Source organism: Gordonia sp. CPCC 205515 (genome assembly GCF_048537925.1).
Lineage (GTDB): Bacteria > Actinomycetota > Actinomycetes > Mycobacteriales > Mycobacteriaceae > Gordonia.
Genome location: NZ_JBCLVJ010000004.1, coordinates 62,490 through 88,549, shown reverse-complemented (window position 1 = coordinate 88,549; position 26,060 = coordinate 62,490). Strand labels below are relative to the sequence as shown.

23 protein-coding genes are annotated in these 26,060 nt (G+C 64.8%); 6 read left to right on the top strand and 17 right to left on the bottom strand.

The features are described 5' to 3' along the window. Positions 1–119 precede the first annotated feature (119 nt). From AAFP30_RS05650 to AAFP30_RS05595, 12 genes are all read right to left on the bottom strand, one after another. A complete protein-coding gene (locus tag AAFP30_RS05650; protein ID WP_419228892.1) occupies positions 120–1,532 on the bottom strand; it encodes an NtaA/DmoA family FMN-dependent monooxygenase in 1,413 nt (470 codons plus the stop codon). Then, positions 1,532–2,764, bottom strand: coding sequence for an acyl-CoA dehydrogenase family protein (locus AAFP30_RS05645; RefSeq protein ID WP_419228891.1), 1,233 nt, complete (start codon positions 2,762–2,764; stop codon positions 1,532–1,534). Before AAFP30_RS05645 ends, AAFP30_RS05650 begins: the two co-directional genes overlap by 1 nt. Further along, positions 2,761–4,449, bottom strand: a complete 1,689-nt coding sequence (locus tag AAFP30_RS05640) for a dipeptide ABC transporter ATP-binding protein (protein WP_419228890.1) — start codon at positions 4,447–4,449, stop codon at positions 2,761–2,763. The genes AAFP30_RS05645 and AAFP30_RS05640 overlap by 4 nt, the downstream gene beginning before the upstream one ends. Next, the gene (locus tag AAFP30_RS05635; protein WP_419228889.1) at positions 4,446–5,312 is read right to left on the bottom strand and encodes an ABC transporter permease; all 867 of its coding nucleotides are present in this window, start codon (positions 5,310–5,312) and stop codon (positions 4,446–4,448) included. Before AAFP30_RS05635 ends, AAFP30_RS05640 begins: the two co-directional genes overlap by 4 nt. Beyond that, entirely contained in the window at positions 5,309–6,304 is a 996-nt protein-coding gene (locus AAFP30_RS05630) for an ABC transporter permease (RefSeq protein ID WP_419228888.1), read from the bottom strand. The genes AAFP30_RS05635 and AAFP30_RS05630 overlap by 4 nt, the downstream gene beginning before the upstream one ends. Next, on the bottom strand, positions 6,304–7,962 hold the full coding sequence (locus AAFP30_RS05625; RefSeq protein WP_419228887.1) for an ABC transporter substrate-binding protein: 1,659 nt from the start codon (positions 7,960–7,962) through the stop codon (positions 6,304–6,306). Before AAFP30_RS05625 ends, AAFP30_RS05630 begins: the two co-directional genes overlap by 1 nt. 27 nt (positions 7,963–7,989) lie before the next feature. Beyond that, entirely contained in the window at positions 7,990–9,381 is a 1,392-nt protein-coding gene (locus tag AAFP30_RS05620) for an LLM class flavin-dependent oxidoreductase (RefSeq protein ID WP_419228886.1), read from the bottom strand. Between the two features lie 139 nt (positions 9,382–9,520). Beyond that, complete coding sequence (locus AAFP30_RS05615; RefSeq protein WP_419228885.1) at positions 9,521–12,994, bottom strand: glycosyl hydrolase family 65 protein; 3,474 nt, start codon at positions 12,992–12,994, stop codon at positions 9,521–9,523. 163 nt (positions 12,995–13,157) lie between these two features. Further along, a complete protein-coding gene (locus AAFP30_RS05610) occupies positions 13,158–13,655 on the bottom strand; it encodes a DUF2247 family protein (protein ID WP_419228884.1) in 498 nt (165 codons plus the stop codon). Continuing rightward, positions 13,652–14,980, bottom strand: a complete 1,329-nt coding sequence (locus tag AAFP30_RS05605; RefSeq protein ID WP_419228883.1) for a hypothetical protein — start codon at positions 14,978–14,980, stop codon at positions 13,652–13,654. Before AAFP30_RS05605 ends, AAFP30_RS05610 begins: the two co-directional genes overlap by 4 nt. Continuing rightward, a complete protein-coding gene (locus AAFP30_RS05600; RefSeq protein ID WP_419228882.1) occupies positions 14,977–15,279 on the bottom strand; it encodes a WXG100 family type VII secretion target in 303 nt (100 codons plus the stop codon). The genes AAFP30_RS05605 and AAFP30_RS05600 overlap by 4 nt, the downstream gene beginning before the upstream one ends. Next, positions 15,279–15,599 carry a WXG100 family type VII secretion target gene (locus AAFP30_RS05595; protein WP_419228881.1) on the bottom strand — a complete coding sequence of 107 codons (321 nt, stop codon included), beginning with the start codon at positions 15,597–15,599 and terminating at the stop codon, positions 15,279–15,281. Before AAFP30_RS05595 ends, AAFP30_RS05600 begins: the two co-directional genes overlap by 1 nt. Positions 15,600–16,149: 550 nt before the next feature. Here AAFP30_RS05595 and AAFP30_RS05590 point away from each other — a divergent pair. Continuing rightward, complete coding sequence (locus tag AAFP30_RS05590; protein WP_419228880.1) at positions 16,150–16,728, top strand: Uma2 family endonuclease; 579 nt, start codon at positions 16,150–16,152, stop codon at positions 16,726–16,728. A gap of 169 nt (positions 16,729–16,897) precedes the next feature. On the opposite strand, the gene AAFP30_RS05585 is transcribed toward AAFP30_RS05590, so the two are convergent. From AAFP30_RS05585 to AAFP30_RS05575, 3 genes are all read right to left on the bottom strand, one after another. Continuing rightward, positions 16,898–17,848 (bottom strand): DUF808 domain-containing protein, encoded by a 951-nt coding sequence (locus AAFP30_RS05585; protein ID WP_419228879.1) that lies wholly within the window; start codon positions 17,846–17,848, stop codon positions 16,898–16,900. Positions 17,849–17,985: 137 nt separating this feature from the next. Beyond that, complete coding sequence (locus AAFP30_RS05580; protein WP_419228878.1) at positions 17,986–18,522, bottom strand: hypothetical protein; 537 nt, start codon at positions 18,520–18,522, stop codon at positions 17,986–17,988. 242 nt (positions 18,523–18,764) lie between these two features. Further along, positions 18,765–19,358 carry an Ltp family lipoprotein gene (locus AAFP30_RS05575; RefSeq protein WP_419228877.1) on the bottom strand — a complete coding sequence of 198 codons (594 nt, stop codon included), beginning with the start codon at positions 19,356–19,358 and terminating at the stop codon, positions 18,765–18,767. Positions 19,359–19,611: 253 nt separating this feature from the next. Here AAFP30_RS05575 and AAFP30_RS05570 point away from each other — a divergent pair, with 253 nt between their 5' ends. Then, entirely contained in the window at positions 19,612–19,929 is a 318-nt protein-coding gene (locus tag AAFP30_RS05570) for a hypothetical protein (protein WP_419228876.1), read from the top strand. A gap of 84 nt (positions 19,930–20,013) precedes the next feature. Continuing rightward, complete coding sequence (locus tag AAFP30_RS05565; protein ID WP_419228875.1) at positions 20,014–20,949, top strand: hypothetical protein; 936 nt, start codon at positions 20,014–20,016, stop codon at positions 20,947–20,949. 16 nt (positions 20,950–20,965) lie between these two features. Here AAFP30_RS05565 and AAFP30_RS05560 read toward each other — a convergent pair whose 3' ends face one another. Next, positions 20,966–21,706, bottom strand: coding sequence for a heme peroxidase (locus AAFP30_RS05560; protein WP_419228874.1), 741 nt, complete (start codon positions 21,704–21,706; stop codon positions 20,966–20,968). 227 nt (positions 21,707–21,933) lie between these two features. Then, positions 21,934–22,095, bottom strand: a complete 162-nt coding sequence (locus AAFP30_RS05555; protein WP_419228873.1) for a hypothetical protein — start codon at positions 22,093–22,095, stop codon at positions 21,934–21,936. Positions 22,096–22,273: 178 nt separating this feature from the next. On the opposite strand from AAFP30_RS05555, the gene AAFP30_RS05550 reads away from it, so the two are divergent. The 3 genes from AAFP30_RS05550 to AAFP30_RS05540 are packed head-to-tail and all read left to right on the top strand — an operon-like array spanning position 22,274 to position 25,312. After that, positions 22,274–23,053, top strand: a complete 780-nt coding sequence (locus AAFP30_RS05550) for a CPBP family intramembrane glutamic endopeptidase (RefSeq protein WP_419228872.1) — start codon at positions 22,274–22,276, stop codon at positions 23,051–23,053. Positions 23,054–23,095: 42 nt separating this feature from the next. Further along, positions 23,096–24,496, top strand: coding sequence for a plasmid pRiA4b ORF-3 family protein (locus AAFP30_RS05545; protein WP_419228871.1), 1,401 nt, complete (start codon positions 23,096–23,098; stop codon positions 24,494–24,496). 48 nt (positions 24,497–24,544) lie between these two features. Beyond that, positions 24,545–25,312: an SDR family NAD(P)-dependent oxidoreductase gene (locus AAFP30_RS05540; protein ID WP_419228870.1), complete on the top strand. Its 768-nt coding sequence runs from the start codon at positions 24,545–24,547 to the stop codon at positions 25,310–25,312. The last annotated feature ends 748 nt before the right edge of the window (positions 25,313–26,060 follow it).

Below are 26,060 nucleotides of genomic sequence, written 5' to 3'. Positions count from 1 at the left end.
GAGCGGGTGGGGCGTCGCGCTCATCCAGCGGGTAGGCGACGTGCTCAACGAACGGGTGGGGCGTCGGCTCGCCTGGTGAAGACGTTTCGACACGGTCGCCTCCTTCGTCGGCGGCCTGCTCAACGAGCGATGGGGGCGGTGGGGAGGGGTGCTGACTCAGCGCGCGGTCGGGACGCCGCTGCACCGAACGCCCCGCGGAACGCTGCGGCCGGATGTCGGGCACTCAACCGGTCCGACCCGAACAGCTTGCGCCGCAGTGTGCCTTCGGCATACTCGGACTGCGCCAGGCCCCGTTCCCGCAGCACGGGTAGGACGTAGTCGGCGAACTCCTCGAACGATCCCGGGATCACCCAGTTGATCACGTTGATGCCGTCGACGCCGGCGGCCTGCCATGCCTCGAGGTGATCAGCAATCTGCTCGGGGGTGCCGACGACGACGGCGTCGCGCAGGCGTTGGATCTGCAGGTCGGCGACGGTCGGCTCGCGGTCGGTGATGTGCTGGCGCAGGTGGTCGAGGAAGCCGTGGGCGGTGTTGGTCTGGATAGCCGAAAGCGGAGTGTCGCTGGGATAGATCCGGCCATCCGGGTCGACGATCGCCGTATGCGCGGCATAGCCGTCGGTACTCACGAACTGTTGGTAGTACGCGAACTTCTCCTGCGCCTCCCGCTCGGTTGCGCCGATCACGAAGCTCAAACCCTGATGGAAGGTAACGTCTTTCGGGTCGCGGCCGGCGGCGACTGCGAGCGCGCGGGTCTCCTGGATCTGGCGTTCGGCGATCTGCGGGGTGGGTGCCACCAGGAACACCGCTTCGGCGTTGCGGGCCGCAAACGTCCTTCCCGCACCCGATGATCCGGCCTGGAACAGCAGCGGGGTCCGTTGCGGGGACGGCGACGGCAGGAACGGACCTTCGACGGAATACCGCTCGCCGACGTGAAAGATCTTGTGGACCTTGTCCGGATCGGCGTGCAGGCTGCCGTCCTTGTCGCGCAGCAACGCACCCTCGTCCCAGGAGCCCTCCCACAGTTTGTAGGCGACCTCCACGTACTCCTCCGCCCAGCGGTACCGCTCGTCGTGATCCTCCAGCGCGCGGTAGCCGAAGTTGCGGTAGCCGTTGTCCTGCGTGCCGGTCACGATGTTCCACGCGGCCCGTCCGTTGCTCATGTGATCGAGCGTGGCGATCTGCCGGGCAAAGTTGGTGGGGTGCTGTTGAAAGACATTGGAGGTCACCGCGAGACCGATATCGGAGGTGTGCGTGGCCAGCGCCGACACCAGAACCGTCGGATCATTGCTGGGGATCTGCAGGCCTTCCCGCACATACACCGAGTAGTCGGCGTCGGAATCTCCGTACAGGCCGGAGACGTCGGCGAAGAACATCGAGTCGAACTTGGCCGCCTCCAATGTCTTCGCCAGACCGATCCAGGTCTGAACGTCGTTGAAGTCGCTTTGCCGCGCATCGGGTCGACGCCACTGGCCGTGGTGGATATGACTGGTGGTGTTCATGACGAAGGCGTTGAAGAAGAGACGGTTTGTCATCAGTTGCTCCCAGAATGCTTGGCATCGGCGAGGTTCTGCACGTCTGCCCAGTTGTTCAGCGCCCAGTCACTGGGTGCGACTTGGTTGAGCAGGTAGTTGCCGACGATGGTCTGCCGGTAGATCACCGGATTGTGCGACCCGAGGGTGCGGGCATTGCGCCACAATCGATCCAGGCGGAATCGTTCGGTCACTGCCGACGATCCGCCCACCTCGAACAGTTCAGTGGTCGCCGACAGCACCAGGTCGATCACGGCGCTCTGCGCGGAGAACACGGCCAGATCGGCGGCGTCGAACAGGTCGTCGGTGGCCGTCCCGGCGACCACCGCATCCGCGACCGCACCCACCGCGTCGGCGGCGACGGTGGTGGCGGCGGTCGCCGCGAACGACAGACTGGCCACTTTGCCGACGACCTGCTGGATCTGCGGATCATCCTGGGGCCGCGGGTACCTCGGATTGAGGAGGTTGCGTCCGCGTTGCCGGACGAAGCCGGCGGCCTCGTCGACGGCGGATTTCCCGAGCCCGGACAGGGTGGCGAGGTGGATCAGCTGTAGGAACGCCAGCAGGTAGGTGCCTTTGAAGGCTCCGTTGGGATGGACTTCGACGTCCTCCTCGGGGATCCGGACGTCGTCGAAGATCGTTGTGCCGCTGCCGGTCAGGCGTTGACCGAATCCGTCCCAGTCGTCGATGCGGGAGACGCCCTCGCGGTCGACGGGCACCAGCACGTTGGCGCTGGTGTCGGTGTCGACGGCGGCGGTGGTGTGGATCCAGTCGGCGAACAGGCTGCCGGTGGAGTAGAACTTCTTGCCGGAGAGCACCCAATCGTCGTCGTTCTGGACGATGGTCGTGGCGTGGGTCCAGAACGAGGTGCTGCCCTGTTCGGATTGGGCGTTGCCGATCAACGCGCCGTCGGCGATGCGCCGCAACCACTTCTCGCCGACCGTCACGTCCGGATGACTCAGGCGGGATTCGACGAACGCGACGTGCCCGCGCAGGAGTTGCGGCAGGTTGGAGTCGGCGCGCCCGAGTTCGATCAGCTGCCGAATGAATTGGGGCACGGTGGCGCCCAGCCCGCCGTACTCGACCGGCACGCGGATGCGGCCGAATCCGGCCTCCCGCAACCAGTCCACCTGCTCGGTGGGTAATCGACGATCAGCTTCCCGTTCGATCGCCCCGTCGGCGATGCGCGCGAAGACCGGGGCGAAGGTGGCGTCGAGGTGCTGGTCGGTGGTCATCGCACGACCTCCAGTCGTGGTAGGGCAGTCAACAGGGACTGCGTGTACGGATGTTGTGGTCGCTCGAAGATGTCGTCGGCACTACCGGATTCGACGACCTTGCCGTCCTTCATCACCAGGATGCGGTCGCTCATGTGGTGGATGACGCCGAGGTCGTGGGAGATGAACAGGTAGCTCACGCCGAGTTCGTCCTGCAGGTCGGTCAGCAGGTCGAGCACCTGCGCCTGGATCGACACGTCGAGCGCCGACACCGGTTCGTCGCACACGATCACCGTCGGGCTCGGCGCCAAAGCGCGGGCGATCGCGACTCGCTGTCGCTGGCCGCCGGAAAGTCGCAGTGGCGCAGCGTCGAAATGGGCGTCGGTCAATCCGACCTGACCCAGCAGCCGCACCGCACGTTCACGGGCCTCGGCCTTGTTCGACGGCGGGGTCGCGCTGGTGGACAGCGCATCGACGAGGATGCGGCCCACCGACCACCGCGGATCGAAGGAGCTGAGCGGGTCCTGGTAGACGACGCCGATCTGTCGTCGGCGTTCCCGGCGGTCCTGCGGGTTCAGCGACGACCATGGCTGTCCGTGCAGGAATGCCGCACCGGCCGTGGGTGTTTCCAGGGTCAGCGCCATGCGGGCGGTGGTGGTCTTACCCGACCCCGACTCCCCCACGATGCCCAGCGTCTCGCCGGCGAACAACTGGAACGACACATCGTCGACGACGGTCCGATCCTTCTTGTCCGGGCCGCGGTACACCTTCGACAGGTTCTTGGCCTCCAGCACGATACGCTCGCCGTCGATCGGACCGCGGGACCGCGTGAGGACCTGCGCCCCCTTTTCGGGCCGCGCCAGCCGCGTGCCGCGGGTGTGTGTTGAGGGCACCGCGTCGAGGAGCGCACGGGTGTACTCGTGCTGGGGATTGTCCAGGACCTGCGACACCGGACCCTGCTCGATGATCTCGCCGTCCTTCATCACGGCCACGTCGTCGGCGAGGCGGGCCACCACCGACAGGTCGTGGCTGATCAGGATGATCGCCTTGCCACGGCTCTTGGTCTCGATGAGCAGATCCAGGATCTGCGCCTGCACCGTCACATCGAGGGCGGTGGTCGGTTCGTCGGCGATCAGCAGCGGCGGGTCCAACGCGATGGCCGACGCGATCAGCGCACGTTGCCGCAACCCGCCGGACAGTTCGTACGGCCGTTGGCGCGCCTTCACTTCCGGTTCGGGAACACCCACCGACGCCAGGAGTTCGACGGCCTTCGCGCTGCGCCAGTGCTTGCTGCCCTGCCGATGGATCTTGAGGGGTTCGGCCACCTCGTCGCCGACGCGGCGCAGCTGGTCGAGGGACACCAACGCATCCTGGAGGACGAAGCCGATCTCGCGGCCCCGGATGCGGCGCCACGATCGTTCGCTCTGCCGGGCCAGATCGATTCCGTCGAGCCGTAATTCGTCCGCCTGGATGCGGGCGCCGTCACCGGTGAGGCCCACCAGGGTGCGGGCGGTGACCGACTTGCCCGACCCGGACTCGCCGACGATCGCGAGGCATCGCCCCGGCGCGGTGGTGAACGAAATGCCCTTGACGACGTCGCGATCGCCGAACGACACCCGCAGGTTCGTCACGGTGAGCAGCGACTGTGCTTGTGTGTCGTGCGTTTCGGTTTCCGTTGCGGCTGGCGCGTTGACGGTGAGGGTCATCGGCCCGCTCCTTCCAGTTGTTGCTGCACGCGGCGTCCGACGGTGGTCACCGAGATCGCGAAGAGCACGATCACCAGGCCGGGCAGCACCTCGAGCCACCACTGGGTGGTGATGTAGTTGCGGCCGGCGTCGAGCAGGGCACCCCACTCGGGGCTGGGTGGGGGCACACCGAGACCCAGGAAGGCCAGCGACGACGCCCACACAATGGATTGTCCGATGCCGAGGGTGACCACGGCGACCAGCGGGCGCATGGCGTTGGGGAACAGGTGTTGCCGGATGACGGTGGATCGGCTGTGCCCCAACGCCTGTGCGGCTTCGATGTAGCCGGAGTTGCGGACGCTGAGCACCTGGCCGCGGACCATCCTTGCGTAGCCGGGCATCGAGCTGATGCCGACCGCGACGATGGATGTGGTGACCGACGGGCCGAACAGCGACACCACCAGCAGTGCCGCCAACAGCGCGGGAAAGGCGAAGAACACCTCGAGGATTCGGGTGATGAGGGTGTCGACGACACCGCCCGAGAGCGCCGCCACGAACCCGAAGATGATCGCCAAGCCCATGGCGATTCCGGTGGCACCCAAGCCGATGCCCAACGACAGCCGGGTGCCGTACACGACGCGGGAGAACACGTCGCGGCCGGCTTCGTCGGTGCCGAACAGGTGCTGCCACGAGGGATCGGCGAGCGCGTTGGTCAGGTCGATCTCGGTCGGCGAGTACGGTGCCAGCACTGCCGGAGCCACGGCGGCGATCAGTACGAGCAGCACGAAGAACGACGCGGCCAGCACGCCCGGTCCGATCGCGGTGATCCGCGCCCACAGCGGCTTGGCCGAAACACCCAGTGCGGGTGCGGTGATGGTGGTCATGAGTCACCCAATCGGGGGTCGATGAGATGGTAGGCGAGGTCGACGACGAGGTTGGCGATGATGTAGATCGCCGCCACCACAACGACGATCCCGGCGACCGTCGGCACGTCCCGCGTGTTGACCGCGGTGACCAGCACCTGCCCGATACCGGGCCGGCCATAGATGTTTTCGACGATGACGGCCCCAGAGATCAACGCGCCCAACGCCCATCCGGACAAGCTCACCGCCGGCACCACGGCGTGCCGGAGCCCATGGCCGAGGCGGACGGCGGTGTCCCCGAGTCCGCGGGCGCGGGCGGTGGTGATGAACGGCTGGTCGAGCACCTTGTCGAACTCGTCGCGGATCACCTGTCCCAGAAAGCCGCTCAGCGGTATCGCGAGGGTCAGGACCGGGAGCACCGACCCCCACAGTCCCGTCCCGCCGATGACCGGGAAGATCGGGATCTGGACCGCGAAGATCACCAGCAGGATTACGCCCACCCAGTAATGCGGCAGGCTCGCGGTGAAAGCCTCGAACGCGGAACCGAATCCGGAGACCTCGCGGCCGCGTTTGACCGTCGCGAGGCTCACGACCACCGCGATGATCCAGGCGAGGACCAACGCCGACAGCGTGAGGATCAGACTCGGCCCGATCTGGTTGCCGATGATCTCGCTGACCGGCTTGTACTGGGTGTACGACGTCCCCAGATCCCCGTGGGCGAGGCCCTGCAGATAGTGCAGCCACTGCACGATCAGCGGGTCGTCGAATCCGAATTCCGAGTTGACCGGCGCGAGCTGGTCGGCGGTGTAGATTCGTTCGTTGCCGTTGCGCAGGTTGAGGATTGCCGTGGCCCGGTCACCCGGCACGACCAGCTGGGAGAACCAGGCGAGTGAGGCCGCCGACAGTAGCACCAGGATCGCGGTGAGCACCTTGACGGCCACCCGGCGCGCGGCCTGCGCCCGCACCCACACGGGCCGCGCGTCGGGGGTGCCGAGTTGCAGGATGTTGGCCATCAGTCGGGCCGGCTGCTGGTGAGGTAGGCGTCGGAGAAGACGGGTTCGCCCTGACTCTTCTCCACCCAGAAGCCTTGCAGCTTATTGGATGCCGCGATGAGGGTGTTCTGGGTGTAGAGCCCGATACCGGCCGCGTCGTCGGCGATGATCTTCTGCGCCTGCTTGTACTGCTGGAACCCGGCCGTGGTGTCGGTGTTGGTGTTGGCCTGGTTGATCAGCGCGGTCAGTTGCGGATTGTTGTAGAACGACCGGTTGTTGCCGTTCGGGTTGTCCGGGGTGCTTGCGCGCCACACGATCCACAGGATCGCCGGGCTCGGGCTGGTCCAGTACGACGGCATCGCGTCGTAGGTCTTGGGGTCGCTGTACTTGCCGCCCCACTGTTCGGCCATCGTCGCCGGCGTCAGCTCGACGTCGAATCCCGCCTGCTTCCACTGTTCCTGCAAGGCCTGCAGGACGGTGGCGCCCTCCTGGGTGAAGATGAAGCCCGCCCCGTAGACGAGTTTCACGTGCAGCGGCTGACCGTTCTTGGTGTAGATCCCGTTGCCGCCCTTGCTCCATCCGGCCTGCTTGAGCAGCTCGGCCGATTTGCCCGGATTGAACGGATAGGGGTCGCCGTCCTGGTATCCCGGGGTGGATTGGGAGACAGCGGCATTCGGCTCATAGGGGATGACACCGTGGAATCCGGCCTCCACCGCCGATTTGCGGTCGGCGCCGTAGGCGAAGGCCTGGCGCACCAGTTTGTCGGTGAACGGACCTTCCTGGGTGTTGATGAAGAACGACACCGGTTTTCCGGGGGTGATGTAGCGGATGGTGTTGGAGAACTGCTGCTGCGCGTTCTTCCACTGCACCGTCGGCACCTCGTACACCACGTCGGACTGGCCGGTGGTCAGCGACGCGTAGCGAGAGGTGGCGTCGGGCACGAACTTCCAGTGGATGCCGTCGACGTAGGCGGGCCCTTTGTTCTTGGCGGTCGCCGGCCACGAGGTGTAGTTCGGGTTCTTCTTGAACACGACCTCCTGCCCCTTCTTCCACTGGGCGACGGTGAACGCGCCGGAGCCGATGGGCTTCTCGCAGTTCTCCTGCTTGGAGCGGGTCTTGAGCGCGGCGGGTGACTGAATGCCGAAGTAGCCCTGTGTGATCAGCCGCAGGAACTCCGGGTAGGGCTGGTTGAGGTGGATGGCGAGGTGCGTCGGGTCGATGGCCTCGGCCGATTTGTAGTACGGATCGATCGACACCTTGGCGGTGCCGTTGAGGTCGGTGTTCTCGAACTGGTCGAAGTTGTAGGCCACCGCCGCGGCGTCGAGCGGCGTGCCGTCGGTGAACTTGACGTTGTCCTTGAGGGTGAAGGTGTAGGTCAGACCGTCGGGGCTGACGTCCCACTTGTCGGCCAGCCACGGCTTGATGGTGTTGTCGTCGTCGAGGGTGACCAGGCCGTCGAGCACCTGCCGGGAGATGTAGGCCTGCTGAATCCATCCGCCGAAGATGCACGGTGGTTCCTGGACGTGGACGTAGTTGATGGTGCCGCCGCGCACCGGTGTGCCCGAGGCCGACGACGACCCGGAGTCGCTGCTGCTGCAGCCGGCCAGCGCCGCGCCGGCCAGGAGTGCGCCCGCCGACCAGATGGCCACGGACGGACGAAGAAATCGCTTCATTCCCATGCTTTCGTGTGTGTGAACGCGGGTGTGTCAGTGTGCGGTGACCAACGGCGCAAACGCGCCGCGGTAGCTGGTGGCGTGATGCCGGTCGGGGAGTCGGTCGCCGGCACCGAACAGCTTGTGCCGCAATGAGCCCTCGGTGTACTCGGACTGCGCGAGACCACGCTGCTGCAGAGTGGGGATCACATGATCGACGAATTCCTCGTAGGAGCCGGGGATCTCGTAGTTGACCAGGTTGATGCCGTCGACGCCGTGCGCCTGCCACTCCGCGAGGCGGTCGGCGATCTGCTCGGGGGTGCCGACGATCCGCAGATTGGTCGCGGTGTAGTGCGCGACGTCGCGCAGGGTGGCGGGCCGGTCGGTGACCACGTCGCGAATCCAGCCGATCACCGATTGCACTCCCTCGGTGTGGATCTCGCCGACCGGGGTGTCGAGGTCGTCGTGGCCGAAGTCGATGCCGATCGCACCGGACAGGTGCGCCAGGTGGGCGTCGTGGTCGATCCACTCGTCGAGGTCGGCGGCCTTGCGGTTCGCTTCCTCTTCGGTGGAGCCGGCGACGACATAGAGGCCCTGGAAGAACTTTAGATCGTCGGCCCGACGTCCCGCCGCGACCGCGCGTCGTCGAATGTCGGAGGTATCCCGCAGTGCTGCATCGACATTCGGGGACTGGATGAACACGGCTTCGGCGTTCTTGGCAGCGAAGGTGCGGCCTGCTTCCGACGCGCCGGCCTGGAACAGTAACGGTGTACGTTGCGGGCTCGGACTCACCAGATGCGGGCCCTCCACCGTGTAGCGCGGACCCTCGTGGTTGATGCGGTGGACCTTGTCGAACTCGGCGTGGATGCCGCGCTCGCGGTCCTGGACGAGGGCATCCTCATCCCAGGAGCCCTCCCACAGTTTGTAGGTGACGTCGACGTACTCGTCGGCCCATGCGTACCGCTCGTCGTGCTTTGTCAGGCCCTCGAGGCCGAAGTTGCGGCTGGCGTTGGGCAGATAATTCGTGACGATGTTCCACGCGATCCGGCCCTTGGTAGCGTGGTCGAGGGTGGAGATGCGTCGCGCGAAGTTGAACGGATGCTCCTGCAGGATGCTCGCGGTGAACGCGATCCCCAGGTGTTCGGTCGCGTACGCCAGCGCGCTGGCCAGCACGCTCGGGTCGTTGCTCGGCACCTGTAGACCGGCCTCGAAGTACTTGCGTTCGTCGTCGCGATAGGGCGCGTAGAGGCCCACGACGTCGGCGAAGAAGATCGCGTCGAACTTGCCGCGCTCGAGGGTTTTCGCCAGGTCGACCCAGTAGTCGAGGTCGTTGAAGTTGGCCTGCCGGGCTGACGGCCGACGCCACGTCCCCTGCACGATATGGCTGGTCGTGTTCATGACGAAGGCCGAGAAATGCAGCGGCCGAGGCGGAGTGGGTGAGCTCATCGTGACGGAGTCCTTGCGCTGGGAGCGGGTGCGAACTGCACGCTATGGCAAGGATGTGGGGTTTCGACCGGTTACATCCGGCGTGATTTCATGTTGGCGATGGGTGTGGGCGTGGGCTAAGCAGTGGCGTCGGAGGTCGTCACCCCCACCGCACCACCCCACCCGGCCGCAGCTCTTCGACCTCCCCACGGCACTCCACCTGGATCGGTGCCTGCGAGCCGGGCGCCGCGGTCACCTGCACTTCCCGACTACTGATCCGGAGCCGCAACCGATGTCCGCGGTAGATCATCGCAAACTCGAGTGCACCAAGGGAATCCGGCCAATGGGGGCGCAGGATCAGGCGGTTGCCGCGGGTTTCGAGTCCGGTGAAGCAGCGTTGCAGCAGATCGACGCTGCCGGCCATCGCGGCCAGATGGATGCCCTCTTCGGTGGTGCCGCCCTGGATGTCCTCGATGTCCGAGCGCAGCACGTCGTCGAAGAACTCCATCGCCTCGGGACGATTGGTGCGGGCCAGCACCCCGGAGTGCACGAGTCTGCTCAGGGTGGAGCCGTGCGAGGTGCGTGCCATGTAGTAGTCGATGGTCCGTCGGATGTCGTCGTCGGACAGCTTGTAACCCATGCGCTCGAACAGGTCTCGCAACTCGCTGTCGGACAGCACGTAGAACAGCATTACCACGTCGGCCTGCTTGGACGCCCGGTAGGCGTTGACGTCGTCGTCCTCGGCCTCCAGGATTCGGTCCAGGCGTGCGATGTTCCCGTACTTCTCCCGGTAGGCGTCCCAATTCAGTTCTGCCAGAGCCTCATAGCCCTCGAATTGGCTGATGACGTCGTCGTGGAACGGCACGAACATGCGTCGGGTGATGTCCTGCCAGCGGTCGGTTTCCCGAGACTGCAGACCCAGCCGCTGGGTCAGTTCGGCGCGTTCCCCCAGCGGCAGCAACGTCAGCACCTCGGCGGCACGGCGCATCAACCACACCGCCATGACATTGGTGTAGGCGTTGTTGTCGACCCCGTCGTACGGCTTGTCGGGGTACCCGCCGTGGAACTCGTCGGGTCCGATCACCCCACGGATGACATACCGGCCACGCGATTCGTCGAAGTCGGCCAAACTGGCGTAATAGCGGGCGATTTCGATGAGCATCTCGGCGCCGTAGTCGACGAGGAACTCGACGTCGCCGGTCACCTGGTAGTACTGCCACACGTTGTAGGCGACGGCGATGCCGATGTGGATCTGGCGGCGACTGGGGTCGGGGTTCCAGTGCCCGGAATCCGGATTCAGGTGCAGCTGTTGGCTTTCCTCGCGGCCGTCGCTGCCCGACTGCCAGGGGAACATGGCACCCCGGTGTCCAGCCTCGGTGGCGGCGGCCTGCGCTTCACTCATCCGCAGGTAGCGGTAGCGCAGGAGCGATCGGGTGAGGGTCGGCATCCGCAGGTTCAGCACCGGGAACACGTACAGTTCGTCCCAGAAGATGTGGCCGCGGTAGGCCTCGCCGTTCAATCCGCGCGCCGGCACCCCGACATCGAGTTCGGTGGTGTTCGGCGACAACGTCTGCAGCACCTGCATCAGATGGAACCGGACGATGCGCAGCACATCGTCGCGGCCCTCGAATGCGATGTCGAAGCGATCCCACAAAGTGCCCCAACGCAATACATGCCCGTCGAGCAGCTCGTCGAACCGTCCGAGCCGATCCAGCCACCGGGCGGCCTCGACAGCCGGTTCGGAGATCGCCGGGTCCCGGCCGGTGAACACGGTCACCACCTTCTCCAGCGTGACCGGCCGTCCGTCGTGGGCGTCGACGGCGATATCGTGACCGATCCGCTCTCCTGCCCCCTCGGTCTCCCGGACCAGGCGGTACTCCCCCGCCAGCCGTTCTTGCCCGTCCCACAGCAGGTTTCGGGCCGCCATCGCCACCGGCACCCCCGACTGATTGGTCCGCACCTCGAGCACCACCGCGTCGTCGGAGAGTTCGGTGGCCGCCACCGCCTCGAGGTGGGTGCTCGCCAGTTCCCGGTAGCGCGCCACCAGCGAGTTGGTGACGGCCCCGTCGAGCAGGGATCGGAACTCGACCCGACCCGACCATCCGTGCGGGGTGATCGTCGTCTCCAGTGCGCAGGCGTGCGGCAGATGCATTGCCATCAACCGCCTTTCGGAGACATCCGTGATGCGCCCGGCGGCATCGCGGAACCGGAAGCGGCGGGTGAGGATCGAGCGGCGCACGTCGAGGGCTTGCTGGTAGTCGAGGAGATCGGCGTCGTCGATGTCGAACCAGGGGCCGTCGTCGATGCGGAAGGTCAGCGACAGCCAGTTCGGCAGGTTGACCATGCTCTCGTTGTCGATGGTGTGGCCGTCGATCTGGTCCTCGAGGCGGTTGAAGATGCCGGCGCCGTATGTGCCCGGATAGTGCGTGTCGTCGGCCCGTTCGCACGGGACCGCACCCCGAGTGCCGAAGACTCCGTTGCCGATGCTGCACAACGACTCTCGGAGCTTCTCGGTAGCCGGGTCATACCCGTGATACACCACCGTCCAGGGACTGTTGGCGGACGCGGCGAGTTCGGGTGCCGACCCCACGAGATCGGCCAGTCGCTGCAGCAACTCGCGCACACCGTCCGGGTCGGCGACGGCGAACTCCGCCGACGACCGACGATCGGCGGCGAGCTGGCGCACCACGATCCCGATCGAATCCGACGGCAGGGCGTCGAAGGCGGCCTCGTCGACGATGCCGTCGCCGACATAGATCGGCAGTGTCGTCGTGCCGTCACCGAGGAGACCGAGGAGTCGGTGCAACGCGCGGCCGCGGTCCCAGCCCTCCGCTGCCTCAGACTCCACGTCGTGGCGTGCGCCGTCGGGATCGAGGAGTTGCCGGCCGTCGCGGCCCGCATACCAGATGCCGTCGACGCGGACCCGGGCGCGCAGATCGGCTACATCCCGGCGGCTGATCACCGCCACCGGACACAATCCGGCCACCCGGACGATCTGCTCGCGCATACCGGCGACAAGTTCGTCGGCAGCGGCTCCGGGTGTCGCCGAGGCTCGCGTCGGCGCGATGGTGCCGTCGAAGTCGAGCACCACCACAGGCATCCGGTCGCGGATTCTGGCGGTCAGCTGATACCGCGAGTTGATCGCCTCGGGGATACGCGACACCCGGGTGAAGCCGGATCGGATCTCGATCTGCGACGGGTCGGCGACCACGGCGTCGGCGCCGCGGTCGCGCAGGGTATCCACGGTGTCGGCGGGTCCGATCCCGATGACCAGACCGAATCCGACTCGGCGGGCCGCACGCACGCCGTCTCCGGTGGCGTCGAGAACCACCGTCCGCGCCGGCGCCACGCCGATCCGGCGCGCCGCCTCGAGTAGTCGGTCACGAAAATCTGTTGCGGGGTCGGCGGGGACGATGAGGATCTCGCCGCCTCCGGCCGACTCAATGATCTCGGTGTGCTGTTGTGATGTCGCGAAACCGGCCAGTGCGATTCCCGCATCCTGGAGCCGCCGACCGAGCTCAACGGCGGACGGGAGCACCGAAACCTGTTCGGTCGCATCGGTATCGGAGATGACGCTGTCGACTCCGAAAATGACCGCATCGTGATGGCGGATGTCGATCGCGGGTGCGCTCATCGACGCCGCTCGGCCCGAATATCCATGTCGTCGTCTCCGGTGATCGATCGTTCTGGACAGGACTGACCCTATCGGGTAGCGGGGCGTGAGGTAGCCTCTTGGCGGCCTTCGATTGGACGACGTCCGGAATCGTCGCGACCAACTTACGTTCTGCAGAGCGGCGTCACTCGACGCTGGACCTGGCAATCAAGTATCGCGCCCGACTTTCGGCGGTGAACTCAGCAAACTTGGACTCCAGGCCTGACGCCCCCGGTTCTTCGCCGGGAGGAAGTGGCATGAATCCGATGAAGCCTTCCATCTGCGCTGGGTAATCGAAGTCGGCGTACAGTTTCTCGATCACCGAGAAAGGTGGCTCGTCGAAATGGTCGCTGTTTGCGTGGACCCATGCTGAGGCCAGGTAGACCCACACGTCCCTTCCGTTCAACAGATCGGCCATCAGTTCACGGACGCGATCGAGCTCGTCCGAAAGCAACAGGGACAGCGCCTCCACCACGTGCAGATCATCGCCATCGGCCACGACCGAAGACAGAGCCAGCTCAACCACCGTCCCCTCGGTGATCCAGCCGTTCTCAAAGCCGTACTTCAGCTCCGCTGGAGTGAGTTTTGCGCGCTCTTCGATGAACGAGGTCGGAATCTCGAACTCAACTAGTTTGTAATTCACGGTTTGATCGGAACTCCGTTGATAGTGCCGTTGCGCACGAACATCTCATGCGAGATATAGCCGTTCTTGTCTACTATCCACTCAAACCGCCCGGGAACGCCATTCACCTCGCCCGGCATCTGGACGAGAGTCTCGGGTATTCCTGAGCGACTATCGATCTGGAACACTGTGCCTTTCGTGCCGATGTCGTCCACAGGGTACGCAGCCGATCGATGCATCGGATCGTTCTTCAACCCCTTCCCCGTCCGTTCCGCGGTCGTGATGACGTCTTGGGCTTCCTGTGGTGTCGGTGCTTGCCCGCCAGGCGCGGACTTCGGCACCGAGGTAGCTTCCTCCAGCCCTTCCTCGAGGTCGGTCGCTGTGAGTTCGTTGATGTTTGCCAGTTCCGTGCTGGTGTTGGCGAGGACGTCCTCTTCAGCGGCGGCCGTCGACAACAAGCGGTCGATCTGCGCTGCCTCTACCGCTGCGGTGATGGTAGAGGCAGCCTCATCGACATCTCTCGCAGACTTCGCCAAGGTGATGCCATCAAGCACGACACCCACACCAGCGGTCACCACATCGGCCAGGATCGAAATGGCGAGGCTGACTGCAATCGCTTCCTCGAGAGTCGTCAGAGCGTCATCGATTTTTGTGCGCAGCGTGTCGAGGGGCGCCTTGTGGTTGGCGCAGTCAGCAGCCAGCTGGTTGGTCGATTTGTAGAGTCCCTTCGCAGCCTGTTTGAGCGTATCTAGGTGCGTCATGATGTCGAGTACGTCTGGTGCGTCGACCTCGCCGAGTGAGTTGACGACGCCGCTGATATCAGAGGCTGCGTGGGCAACAGCTTCGGAACCGAAAAAGTCCTTCCACGCCGACGAAGCATTACCGAGTTTGTCGGTGTCACCGTCGGGCACGTGGATATGGATCTTCTCCATAAGTGCGCCGATACCCGAGACGAGGCCGTTGCCGGGGCCACCCGAACTCGGCACGCCAACAAGGCACAAGCCGGCTGGCGGCCGCACGCTGGAGGGCTTCGTAGGCTCTGGGCCTTTGTTGCCGCCGCTGTCCGCGCGATAGTTGGCGAGCTCGTGGTTGTAACCGGCCAACGCCATCAGTCCACCGAAGTACGTGAGGGTCCCGGAAAGGTCGTACGCGGCCTGTATCGCGTTGTCAGCACGCTTGTCGTAACTCGTCGCCCACTTCTTGGCCGCGTCGCTCGTTCCCGACATTGATCCGGTATCCGACAACGAGGACGAAAGCGTAGATCGTGCTGACTCGATACCGCTACCAATATCGGTGAGCTTCTTGGCGCCGTTGTAGTAGATCTGCGGGTCGACCCGAATGCTCATCCGCGGCCTCGGAACATCGTTGTATTGGCCTTGACCGCCCCGGTGTACTGAGCGTGGGCGTCGGCGCCGATCCGCTTCATTGTTTTGACGCCATCTGCGAATTCTTTGGCAGCGGATAACCATTCGCGATGCGCAGTCCGGTGCGCATCGGCGGCTCGCCCGCTCCAACTGCTCTGTTGGACATGCGCTGCCTGGCGATCGATGTCCTCGAGACGTCCATCGAGAAACTCGTGTAGGTCAGTCAGTCGTCGGACGAGTTGTTCGAGTTCGTCAAGGTCGACGGTGAACTCACCACTCATCAGAGGTTCAACCGAGCAAACGAATCGCTGTTGTCACCCTCTTGACCCACATACCGATTCGCGCTTCCACCGACTGCTACAGCGAGCGTCTCCAGAATGGAGATGATGCGTTCGCCGCCGTGACGACACTCGTTCCAGCCGGCCCCGAAACTGTCAGCGGCTGTGCCGCACCAGCCACTGCCGAGCAGCGTTTCGACGTGGCCGCCAGTGCTGCCGAGCGCGGCGCGCATCGTCTCCGCCGTCTGCGCGGACAGGCGCCCGAGCTCAGCCACATCGTCGGGAATCACGGACAGGTCAGCGCTACCCCCAGTGTCTGCCATGGGCAGACGGTATCAATTGCGCAGAGCCGCAGTGTAATCCGATTTGCCGTGTTCATCCCGCTTTGTCCGACTATTTGACCTGGTAATCCACCGGATGGATGACACTCACGCCAGAGCGATCCAGTCAACACGGGAGCACCACGAGGTGAAGTGGAGCAGCCGATTATGCGGTCCCCGGCCGGCATGGGCCTCTGCGCCGGGGCGGCATCGAGCAATCGATTGCCACACCGATCAAGCCGCACCAGAACTGAGATCCGCGTCGCGAATTCGCTTGAGTGGCAATCACTCACGGTAGACGCACTACCCGAGAGCAACTCGCCAGCGACGGGATAATCCGCTGCCTAACAGCACCAGTCTCGCTCCGCCAACCGTACATCGTCGCAGGTATGTGAGCACGGCAAATCGTCGAGGACTCCCTGCAGGTTTGTCGGACCTCACCCATAGAGTGCGCCCATGGCTCAGCCACAAGTCGCCAGTCCGCAGGAGGCGCCGACCGACACACCTGCGCGTAGTCTTGTCGTAACCGAATGATCAGAGAGGGAATCTCCGCATGGGCCTCGCGATCGAACGACACAGCGGGCCGTGGACCCCATCCGACGTCGAGAAACTCGCCGAATCCGGCGACCATTCACGCTACGAACTGCTCACTCCCGGAGTTCTCACCGTGAGTCCGGCTCCCGGCACCGTTCATCAGCGAGCCTCGCGGCGCCTGGCCAATCTTCTCGAAGCGGCAGCAACAGACGCAGGCCAGGACGTCGAGGTGCTCGAAGCTGTCAACATCGAGACCGCCGACGGCCGCCTTGCCGTACCCGATGTCGCGATCGTGCGCGGCGAAGTCGCTGATCGCAATCCCGTCCGATATCCGACGGGCTCGGTTCTACTCGTCGCCGAAATCGTCTCACCGGGCAGTGAACCTCAGGACAGGTTCATCAAGCCCCGGCTGTACGCCGCTGCGGGCGTCTCCGCCTATTGGCGTTTCGAGCTCGACGGCGCTCCTCGGATCGTGGTCCACACCCTGGACGCCGACGGCCAGTTCGCAGCGACTGCAACCCTGCTCGCCGGCACCGTCACGACCGTCGACGCGCCGTTCCCCATCAACGTTGACCCCGGCCTGCTGGTGATCAGGTAACTCATTCTCAACCAAGCGATCACGATCGCCACACCGAGGACGAACAGCGCTGTCGCCGGCACGTCGCGCCCTGCCATACCGATATGTATCTGGCGGTCAGCCATCATCACCTTCGCGGGTCGCATACCCGCCGTGTTCGACGGCATTCGCCCGGCCGAGCGATAGGGCTCTAGGACGCCTTGGCACCACGCTTCGGGATGACGTGCATGATCGCCACGATGATCGCGCCGACCACCAGACCCACGAGCGCCGAGACGACCGTGCCCGAGGTCCAGGCCAGCACACCGCCGAAGCCGTGAGCAAGTTCTTCGAACCAGTGCTCGATGTCGTGCAGACGATCTGCCGGCCAATGCCATCCGGCCTCACCGACGTTGACGATCAAGATGTGGCCGCCGACCCACAGCATCGCGGCGATACCCACCACGGTCAGGGTAGACATGACCTTCGGCATCGCCTTGACCAGGCCACGCCCGATACGTTGACTCGCCGTCGACTCACGTTGCGCCAGTGCGAGTCCGACGTCATCCATCTTGACGATCACCGCCACCACACCGTAGACGAGTGCGGTGATGAGAAACGCCACGACGATGAGCACCAGCAGCCGCGTGAGGAACGGTTCGGATTCAACCGACGAAAGCGAGATCACCATGATCTCCGCCGACAAGATGAGGTCGGTGCGGATGGCGCCGTTGACCATCGTCTTCTCGAACTCCGGTCCCTTCGCCGCGGCCGGTGTCTCGTCGGTGTGCTCGTGGTCGTGTCCACCGCCGAAGGCCTCGTACACCTTCTCGGCTCCCTCGTAGCAGAGGAACAGACCGCCGGCGATCAGCAGATACGGCAGGGCTTGGGGCAGGAACTGGCTGAGGATCATCGCCACCGGCAGGATGATCAGCAGCTTGTTGCGGATCGACCCGACGGCGATCTTGCGGACGATCGGGAGTTCGCGGTCGGGGGTGAAGCCGTGGACATAGCGCGGTGTCACGGCGGTGTCGTCGACGACCACGCCGGCCGCCTTGACGCTGGCTTTACCGGCGGCTGCGCCGATGTCGTCGATTGAGGCCGCGGCCAGCTTCGTGAGAGCCGCGATGTCGTCGAGCAGCGCGACGAGGCCACCAGCCACAGGAACCTCCAGAATCAGACGAACGGATCATCGACAAGTATGCCCACTCTTGATCTCGCGCGTGGACGAGCGGTAGCAGAGAGGTCAGGAGATGGTGAGCGCGCGGCATGGGTCAGAGATTCGCTCCGAAGAGCAGTTCACCAGGCGATCACCACAGCGTCATTTCCACCCGTGCACCGTGCCCCGGTCACCGTCCGGCCGGTGTTGAGCGTCGCGACATATCCGGGCGAGCAAGACATCGAGTACGTCGTCTCGGTCACCGGACTGTAGGCCAGGACCGTCGACGAGTAGGACTGCATCCATGCGTCGCGGACGTTGTCGGCGAATGCACACGACGTCACACTCGTCGCGACCCCGGACCGCCCGCTGGGGCATACCGTGAATCGTTCGGACGCGGGCGTCCCCGCATCGGCTGGTACCGGGGCTGCCGCTGGTGCTTGTGCCTGCGGTGCAACGGTTTTGGTTTCGGTGACCGTTGGTGGCGGAGCGGGGGCGGTGACCGTCTGGGGCGTCGGTTCCGTCGCCGCCGTATTGCTTGGCGCGGCGGTTCTGCCGATTACGTACCACGCACCGATGCCGAGCAGGACCAGGAGAGTGACGAGCACGGCAATCAGTACGGCGATCAACAATGTGTGGTTCGAGTTCCGGTCACCCCGGTAATACGGGTCGTACATCTCTGCTCTCTATTTCTGAATCAACAACGCGCGCTTCATCATTCACCGCTGCGGTCGTGCAGGACGACGGATCTGCTCGTGACAAGCATCGACGCCGGCCATGCTCGCTCCTTCACGATTACGATAGGCCTTCCACCAATATTTGTCAGCATGATCTGGTGATTTGTTACATCGATCCGCCTCGATCGTCGGCAGGACGACCTCGCGCGCACCATGTGGCGAGTGCGAGGCCTTCCATCCGATCAGAGCCCCGCGCCGCGCACTCCGTACTCCGCTTGGGCTGCGGTGAAGCCCTCGAACTCCAACTGCTCGACGAGTCCGGAGTGCGAGAACGAGGAATAGCTCAGGTAGTCCTTCGCCTTCTGCACGGCCTGTGCATTCCAGTTGACCTTCAAGCTGTCGACCGCGAAGGTGGCATCGCTCTCGGTGAAGCCCTCGAACTCGAGTTGCTTGATCAGCCCGGTTCGGGAGAAGGCCGAGTAGGCGAGGTAGTCCTTCGCCTTGCCAATCGCGTTCTCCTGACCGGCGGTGCGGCCGTAGTCGACCGGCACGGCGATCGCCGCACCCGGCGCCTGCCGGCTTGCACCGACAACCGCGCTGACTGCGGGCGCGTGCACCGGTTTCAGCGCGGAGGCACCGCCGACGTTCCCGGTTGCGCTGACGGTTGACGCGGGCATGGTGGCGGCGGAGAAGATCCCGCCGATCACTGCGAACGCGGCCAGGGCTCCGACGAGCCAGGGCCACACGCCGGACGACGCGCCTACTGTGGACGCCTGATCAGACTGCGGGGGCACGGCGTTCGACTGCCGACCCCACCCTTCGTTTCGCTGTGACATGTTGCGCTACTCCTTCTTTCGACATTGGTGGTCGTCGAGCTCGGGCGATCCGAAAGAGTTCGGATCCGGGCTCTCGGATTGAATGGCGAAAGGGTAGCGGCAGCCTCCGACAATTTCGGGTCCGCGCGCAGAACGTCACCTGTGGCTCGGCCGCATTCAGCGAAGACGATACGGTGAGCTCGTTCGGCGAGGAGAATGTCGGGCAGCCACACACCAGGCCGACCACCTCGGTCCCGATTCCCTCAGATTGGCGATGACCATGCGATCCCTGACAGCATCAGCCGCCGCGCTCATCGCGCTCGTGGCACTCGGCGTGGGACCTGGAGCTGCCGACGCCTCACCCACGGGTGGTCCCCAGCTCGGCCAGCGCTGCATCGGCGCCGACATCGGCCGTACCGCGCTCGATGCGCGCGGCAACAGCATCATCTGCGACAACTATCGGTGGCGACTCAACCACGGGCAGCGGGCACGGCATCCGTGGGTCGATGACCAGGTCGAGTGGGCGGAATGCACAGCCAAGCACAGCGTCGAATGGTGTCGGCAGCAGTTGAATACACCGCCTCGGCGATAGTCGGCTGGGTGATCTCGAAGGTCAGCGCCGTTTGTCAGACCCCACTCTTAGTCTGAACACCATCACCTGACTGATCGGAGCACGATGCCCTTCACTGCTGGTTCCACCGCCATCGACTTCTCGTTTCCGGAAGTCCATGTCGACGCCACTCTGCGCATCACCTTTCACCGGACGCTCCGGGTGCCGGACGACGCCACCACCTACGGGCTACCACCCAGCCTGGGCGCGCTCGACATCCGAGCCGCCCGCGACACCGAACTCGCCGACCGCGCAGACGTCGATGCGATCCTCCCGCTGTGGCAGTCCGAGGCGACCTGGATCGACTTCACCTCCCCCGCGGGCTACCCGTTCTTGGTCAACGTCGGGGTCGGCGGAATCAGCGCGATCAGTGGCGAAACATACTCCCCTCAACCTGATTTCGCCTCGGAGGACTATTTCGAGGTTCCTACCCAGCCGTGGCTGGACGGGTTCCGCGCCGACGCCACCACCGTCCGTCAGTTCGTCGCGATGCCGCTGGGCGACGGCTATTCTGCTGCCGAGCAACTCACCGGCGCCGACGACGGACTCATCCGTCTCGCGGTCGCGCCACTGAACGCCGACATCTGGTCACAACGGCTCCAGCGATCGCGATCCCAACTCATTGTGTGCGCGGAGGCGCCGCCGTCGTCGATGGGTCTTGGTGCGGGCGGCTCCATCCAGCAGTCGATCGCCACACCTCTCGAACCTCAGGAGAACTGGGCGCTCGACTCCCTCACCGAAGTGCGCCTGCAGATCGTCAACTCATCTGTGTGGCAATCACTCACCGGCACTCCGCCACACCACGAGCCGCTGACCATCAACGAATACCTCGCCCATGAGTTCCCCTGGTTCGAGTGGTACGACGACTCGTTGGCTCGCCAAGGGGAAAGCCGGTTGAACCAGGTGAAGTCGGTGCACCAAGTCGGTGACGAGAAGGGGACGCAGCCGCTTCCCGACAACATCAGCTTCGATCCGCCGATACCGCACATCGTCGGCGGATGATCGAACTCGAGGAACCTCAACGCTGGGTCGACTCGAACTGCCAGACCGTGAGGTGGAACGCGACCGGGTCCCAGCCCGCTCGGGTCGCCAGACTGTTCATCAACTGGGCGGCGTACTCCGGGGTCACTGCTTTGCCGAGCGCCCGCGACACGTAGTCGACGACCAGCGGATCGGTCTTGGCGCCACCGATGCCGGCGAGGGCCAGTAGGTAGGTCCAGGTCACGCCCGACTCCTGGCCCGGCGCTGCACACCAGATCCGCCTCAGTTCCCTTGCCCGGCCCTTGGCGACCGCGTCCAGGAGGTCCTTGGCGGTCGCGACACCGCGAGTCACGAACTTGAGTGATACCTGCTGCACCGCAGCAGCTTTCAACGGAGCATCGGCAGGGGTGGGGGTGATCCGCTGGTCACCGATGGCCTCCGCCCACCTCGGTACGTCGCCGAACTCGGTGAATGTCCGCAACAACTCGTGCAGTCCGTCGGTGTAGGCGTCGGCACCGTTCGCCTGGCGGTAGCTCACGTAGCGGTCGACGACGTCCCCGGTCGCCGCGGCGTCCATGCCGGTCGCGTAGACAGCGTCGATCACGCACAGCGCCAGTGAATTTCGATACCCGGTGGGCACAAACCACAAGTCAGGATCGCCGAGATCGGTTGCGGCGGCCGCTTCCAGAGCTGCCATCTCGTCGTCGCGGGACATGCCGAGGTCACCCTCGGACCTCGCCGGCCTGCCAGGCCTGTCCTGCGGGCTCGACTGCGACATGATCATCAGCTCCTTCGACCCTCTAACGATAAGCAATCCAACCGTATTTGTCGTATTCGCGGCAGACGAGTGATCTGGTTGCGGGGCTCAGACGTGATCGGTTGCGGTTTTCTGCGCTTACCGATGTAAACCACAACCAATCTCCAGCCGTCCAGACACACAGCAACCCCGCCGCGGGGAGAATCGCGACGGGGCCACCAGGCAGGGGCGTCAGCCCAGAGCTCAGATCACTGCCAGGTCCAGATCCAGCGACGCGAGCGCTGATCGAACTTGCGGACACGGCGACGACGCTGCGGAGCAGCGGGGGTGTTGGGCTTGCGGTTGTTGTTGGGAGTCGGCATCGTGTGCCCTTTCTGATCGTCCGGCTCGAGGCCGGTGTGCTCTGACATCAACAACTATGCGCACCAAGGCTTGTGGTGCCATCGAAGGCAGCTGGGAGATGGCTGGCAGCGTCGAGACACAGGTCGGTGCATCTCACCCGTGATTCACGGGGATCGCCACTGTGTGGAAGAGTCAGCGACCAGCGGCCCAACCCTGGCCCCTCCGACCGTGAACAGGACCGACCCAATGACCGCGACACCCGAACAAGCCGCCCGACGACAACTCCCGATCTGGGGATTCGTGCTCCTGGTCATCGGCTACCTGGTCGCCATCCAGACCATTCCGCGACTGACCACACCGAACGACACCGAGTACGCCAGCTTCGAGACGACCGCCGACATCACTCGTGGCCTCTGGGTCACCACCGGCATCGGCATCGTCATCGTGCTGGTCGCCGTCGGCATGTTGCGGTGGTGGCGGCCGGTATTCGTCGACGACCATCGACTACCGCGGTGGGTATGGGTGTTCCCGATCATCTTGCTCGTCACCGTGGCCGCGGGAACCGCCTATTCGCGCTTGGCGGACAAGGGCATCACCTTCACCATCTTGCTGCTGATCGGGGCGCTGGCCGTCGGAGTCAGTGAGGAAGGAATGTTCCGCGGTCTTGGCGTCGTCGCCTTCCGCGACGCCGGATACAGCGAACCCATGGTGGCACTGTGGACGTCGGTGATCTTCGGCCTCGCGCATGCCACCAACCTGTTCTCCGAAGGGCTCGGCGCCATCCCCCAGGTGCTCATCACCGCCGTCGCGGGCTACTTCTTCTACCTGACCCGACGGGTGTCCGGATCACTGCTCGTCGCCATGGTCGTGCACGGATTGTGGGACTTCGGCCTGGTCACGTGCACCATCGGGGACACCGTCAGTCTCGGGGCGTCGTTGTTCCTCCTCGCCGATATCGTGCTCGCGGTCATCGCGATCGCCACGTTCCGCAAGGTGTTTCCCCGTCAGTCCTCCGACGCCCCGTGATCGGCTGACACCGCCGAGCCACGATGTCCCTATCCTCGACTCATGACCGGAGACCCGTCCGACGCCCGCCCCCAGTTCGAGGTGATCCTCGGCGGACAGCATCCATCCCAGATCGGTCAGGACCCGGTCCCGGAACCACCGCAACGGGGACACTTCCGCAAGTCACCGCTGCCCAGCCCCTACGTATTCCGGGTGCGCGTCGAACTCGATGATGCCGAGCCATCGATCTGGCGCACGCTCGAACTGCGGTCGGAGATGACGCTCGACCTGGTGCACCGCGCCATCCAGGGCGCGTTCGGCTGGCTCGACTACCACCTCTACCGCTTCGCACTCGGTGGTGATCCATTCGGCCGGACCAGCGAGCTGTTTTTGTGCGACTTCGACTACCTGGAGGGCGACGACGGCGAACCCGCTCTCTTCGTGCAGCTGGATGAAACGATGCACGACCCCGGCGATGTACTGACCTACGTCTACGACTATGGCGATCACTGGGCGCTGACGCTGCGCCTCGAGTCGGTGGTTCCGCTGACACATGATGCGCCGCTCGCGATCTGTGTCGACGGCGACCGCGCGGCGCCACCCGAAGATTGCGGGCATCTCACCAGCGCAGAGGAACTCGCGGCTGTGGTCGCCGATCCCGCACACTTCGACCTGGCCGCCGTCAACACGGTGATGACCGATCCGGTCCTCCAGCTACCGCTGACCGGCGCACCCCGGAGGCTGGATGGAATGCTCTACCGACTCCAGCCCGTCGACACCTCGGGCGACCTGTCGGCGCGGGCGCAACGACTCCTCGACCCCGCGCCTCACATTGCGCCAGAACAACTCTCGATCGACCTGGCGCCGTACTTCTGGTTCCTCGAACGCGCCCAGGGCGAGGGCATCCCACTGACCGCGGCGGGGTATCTGAAGCCGGCCGATGTGATCGCGGCCTGCGAGACCCTGCCTCGGATGGGCGACTGGATCGGCGCGAAGAACCGGGAGAATCAGTCCGGTCCGTTGCTACACTTTCGGGAGTCGTTGCAGCGCTTCGGGTTACTACGAAAGACCAAGGGTTACCTTCATCTCACCAAAGCCGGCGCCAAACTCATCGAGAACCCGGTCGGACTCGCCAATCACCTCGCTCAGCGCCTGCTCCCGAAGGGCAAAGCGGACGCCTTCAGCGTCGACGCGACGATGCTGATCCTGTTCTACGGTACGACGTCGGATGACGGCGAACTGCCGATGGAACACCTGGCAACACTTCTGGCCGAGCTCGACTACCGAGTCGACAACGAGATACCGCCCGATCAATACGATGTGCGGCGCATCGACGGCAGCGCCTACGACATCCTCGCCGACCTCTCTCCGGCGAGGGCACGGTGGAATGATCCGCTCCGTCTGAGCCCGACCGCGATGGCGATCGCCCGGGCCGCATTGACCGGGTGGCCCATCGAACAGTAGCGCGACCGGCGACGACTGCCTGGCCACTGTCTGACGTACGGTGACTCTGTGACCTCGTCGCCGTACCTGCACAAGCTGTTCGCCCTCGACGACCGCACGGCGCTGGTGACCGGCGGTAGCTCCGGCATCGGGCAAGCCATCGCGACGGCGCTCGCCGGTGCCGGGGCGCACGTGATCGTCGCCGCTCGGACACAATCTGCGATCGACGACACGGTGGCGGCCATCCGCGCCGGCGACGGCTCGGCGGACGGGGTCGTCGCCGACTTGTCCACCCGTGCCGGTGCGCACGGCTTGGCCGATGCAGTCTCCGGCGTCGATATCGTCGTCAACTCGGCGGGCATCAACCTGCGTCCGCCGATGCGTGATCTCGACGAAACCACCTGGGATGCCACGATGTCAGTGAATCTGGATGCGCCGTTTGTCCTCGGTCAGCGGCTGGCCCCGGCCATGGCGGAACGCGGGTACGGACGATTGATTCACCTCAGTTCACAGCAGGCTCATCGGGCGTTCGCCTCGAGCGGCGCGTATGGGGCCTCGAAAGCCGGACTCGAGGGGCTGGCGCGGTCGCAGGCAGAGGCATGGTCGTCGCACGGTGTGACCGCGAACGTGCTGGTGCCGGGATTCGTGCAGACCCCGTTCAACCGCGCGTTGAGTTCCGACCCAGCAGCGGTCGAGGCGTTGGCCGCGCGAACATTGATCGGCCGCAACGGACTTGCCGATGACTTCGCCGGGGTCGCGGTGTTCCTCGCCGGACCCGCGTCGGCGTATGTGACCGGGCAGGCGATTGCGGTGGATGGCGGATTCTCGGTCCACTGAGTCCGCCACCCGGGCACGGGATACGCTGCTGGACAACGGTGTTGAACAGACTACGACCCCGCCGCGGGGTGTCGCGACGGGGCCGCAGAGGGTAGGGCCTCAGCCCGAACGTTCGGCACACCAAGTGGTCAGGCCCACAGCCACTTTCGCCTTTTGTGAGGGTTGGTCGGCAGCTCGGCCAACGCGTCTAGTGGATTTGCGGCGGTGTACGCGGCGTATGGATAGCGCTCGCACGTATCGTGCGGCGAGTGTTCCTGTGGCGCGTCGCTGTCCGGCTCGTCAACGTGTGTCATGGTGCGTGACTCCGCATTTCGCATTCTCCGCCGGCATTCGTTCTCCGAGCAGGCGGTACCTGTGTGGCAACAAACCGTTGTCGCACATCATCATTTGCTCGTATGCAACCCTGCCCGGGCCCACCTCGCGGGCCGACCGGGCATCCACTTCGAGGAAGGTCTGTTACCCCGAATCGGGACGCCGGTATCGCGTTCGCTTGTGGTCGCGGATCGGCGTGGTCATTGGTGTCACGGCGAGATGCGTCGCACGATTGCTGTCGTGCGGTTGCACTTCCGATTGCGCCATGACACTCACTCCTTCGGTGATTGATCGTAATCACCCAGCCAGGGATTTGCCATAGTTACAAGGATATTTGTTGGAATTATTCATTCCCTTGCAGGACATCCGCCGATTCTTGAGAGTTCTCCCAATTCCTTAGTACTGCATGCTATCTGGCGCTTCGTGTCGCTCCTTG

Excerpts from the sequence above, each read along its gene's own strand:
- AAFP30_RS05650 (WP_419228892.1), bottom strand. The coding sequence starts at position 1,532 with ATGACAAACCGTCTCTTCTTCAACGCCTTCGTCATGAACACCACCAGT.
- AAFP30_RS05645 (WP_419228891.1), bottom strand. The coding sequence starts at position 2,764 with ATGACCACCGACCAGCACCTCGACGCCACCTTCGCCCCGGTCTTCGCG.
- AAFP30_RS05640 (WP_419228890.1), bottom strand. The coding sequence starts at position 4,449 with ATGACCCTCACCGTCAACGCGCCAGCCGCAACGGAAACCGAAACGCAC.
- AAFP30_RS05635 (WP_419228889.1), bottom strand. The coding sequence starts at position 5,312 with ATGACCACCATCACCGCACCCGCACTGGGTGTTTCGGCCAAGCCGCTG.
- AAFP30_RS05630 (WP_419228888.1), bottom strand. The coding sequence starts at position 6,304 with ATGGCCAACATCCTGCAACTCGGCACCCCCGACGCGCGGCCCGTGTGG.
- AAFP30_RS05625 (WP_419228887.1), bottom strand. The coding sequence starts at position 7,962 with ATGGGAATGAAGCGATTTCTTCGTCCGTCCGTGGCCATCTGGTCGGCG.
- AAFP30_RS05620 (WP_419228886.1), bottom strand. The coding sequence starts at position 9,381 with ATGAGCTCACCCACTCCGCCTCGGCCGCTGCATTTCTCGGCCTTCGTC.
- AAFP30_RS05615 (WP_419228885.1), bottom strand. The coding sequence starts at position 12,994 with ATGAGCGCACCCGCGATCGACATCCGCCATCACGATGCGGTCATTTTC.
- AAFP30_RS05605 (WP_419228883.1), bottom strand. The coding sequence starts at position 14,980 with ATGAGCATTCGGGTCGACCCGCAGATCTACTACAACGGCGCCAAGAAG.
- AAFP30_RS05600 (WP_419228882.1), bottom strand. The coding sequence starts at position 15,279 with ATGAGTGGTGAGTTCACCGTCGACCTTGACGAACTCGAACAACTCGTC.
- AAFP30_RS05595 (WP_419228881.1), bottom strand. The coding sequence starts at position 15,599 with ATGGCAGACACTGGGGGTAGCGCTGACCTGTCCGTGATTCCCGACGAT.
- AAFP30_RS05590 (WP_419228880.1), top strand. The coding sequence starts at position 16,150 with ATGGGCCTCGCGATCGAACGACACAGCGGGCCGTGGACCCCATCCGAC.
- AAFP30_RS05580 (WP_419228878.1), bottom strand. The coding sequence starts at position 18,522 with ATGTACGACCCGTATTACCGGGGTGACCGGAACTCGAACCACACATTG.
- AAFP30_RS05575 (WP_419228877.1), bottom strand. The coding sequence starts at position 19,358 with ATGTCACAGCGAAACGAAGGGTGGGGTCGGCAGTCGAACGCCGTGCCC.
- AAFP30_RS05570 (WP_419228876.1), top strand. The coding sequence starts at position 19,612 with ATGACCATGCGATCCCTGACAGCATCAGCCGCCGCGCTCATCGCGCTC.
- AAFP30_RS05565 (WP_419228875.1), top strand. The coding sequence starts at position 20,014 with ATGCCCTTCACTGCTGGTTCCACCGCCATCGACTTCTCGTTTCCGGAA.
- AAFP30_RS05560 (WP_419228874.1), bottom strand. The coding sequence starts at position 21,706 with ATGTCGCAGTCGAGCCCGCAGGACAGGCCTGGCAGGCCGGCGAGGTCC.
- AAFP30_RS05555 (WP_419228873.1), bottom strand. The coding sequence starts at position 22,095 with ATGTCAGAGCACACCGGCCTCGAGCCGGACGATCAGAAAGGGCACACG.
- AAFP30_RS05550 (WP_419228872.1), top strand. The coding sequence starts at position 22,274 with ATGACCGCGACACCCGAACAAGCCGCCCGACGACAACTCCCGATCTGG.
- AAFP30_RS05545 (WP_419228871.1), top strand. The coding sequence starts at position 23,096 with ATGACCGGAGACCCGTCCGACGCCCGCCCCCAGTTCGAGGTGATCCTC.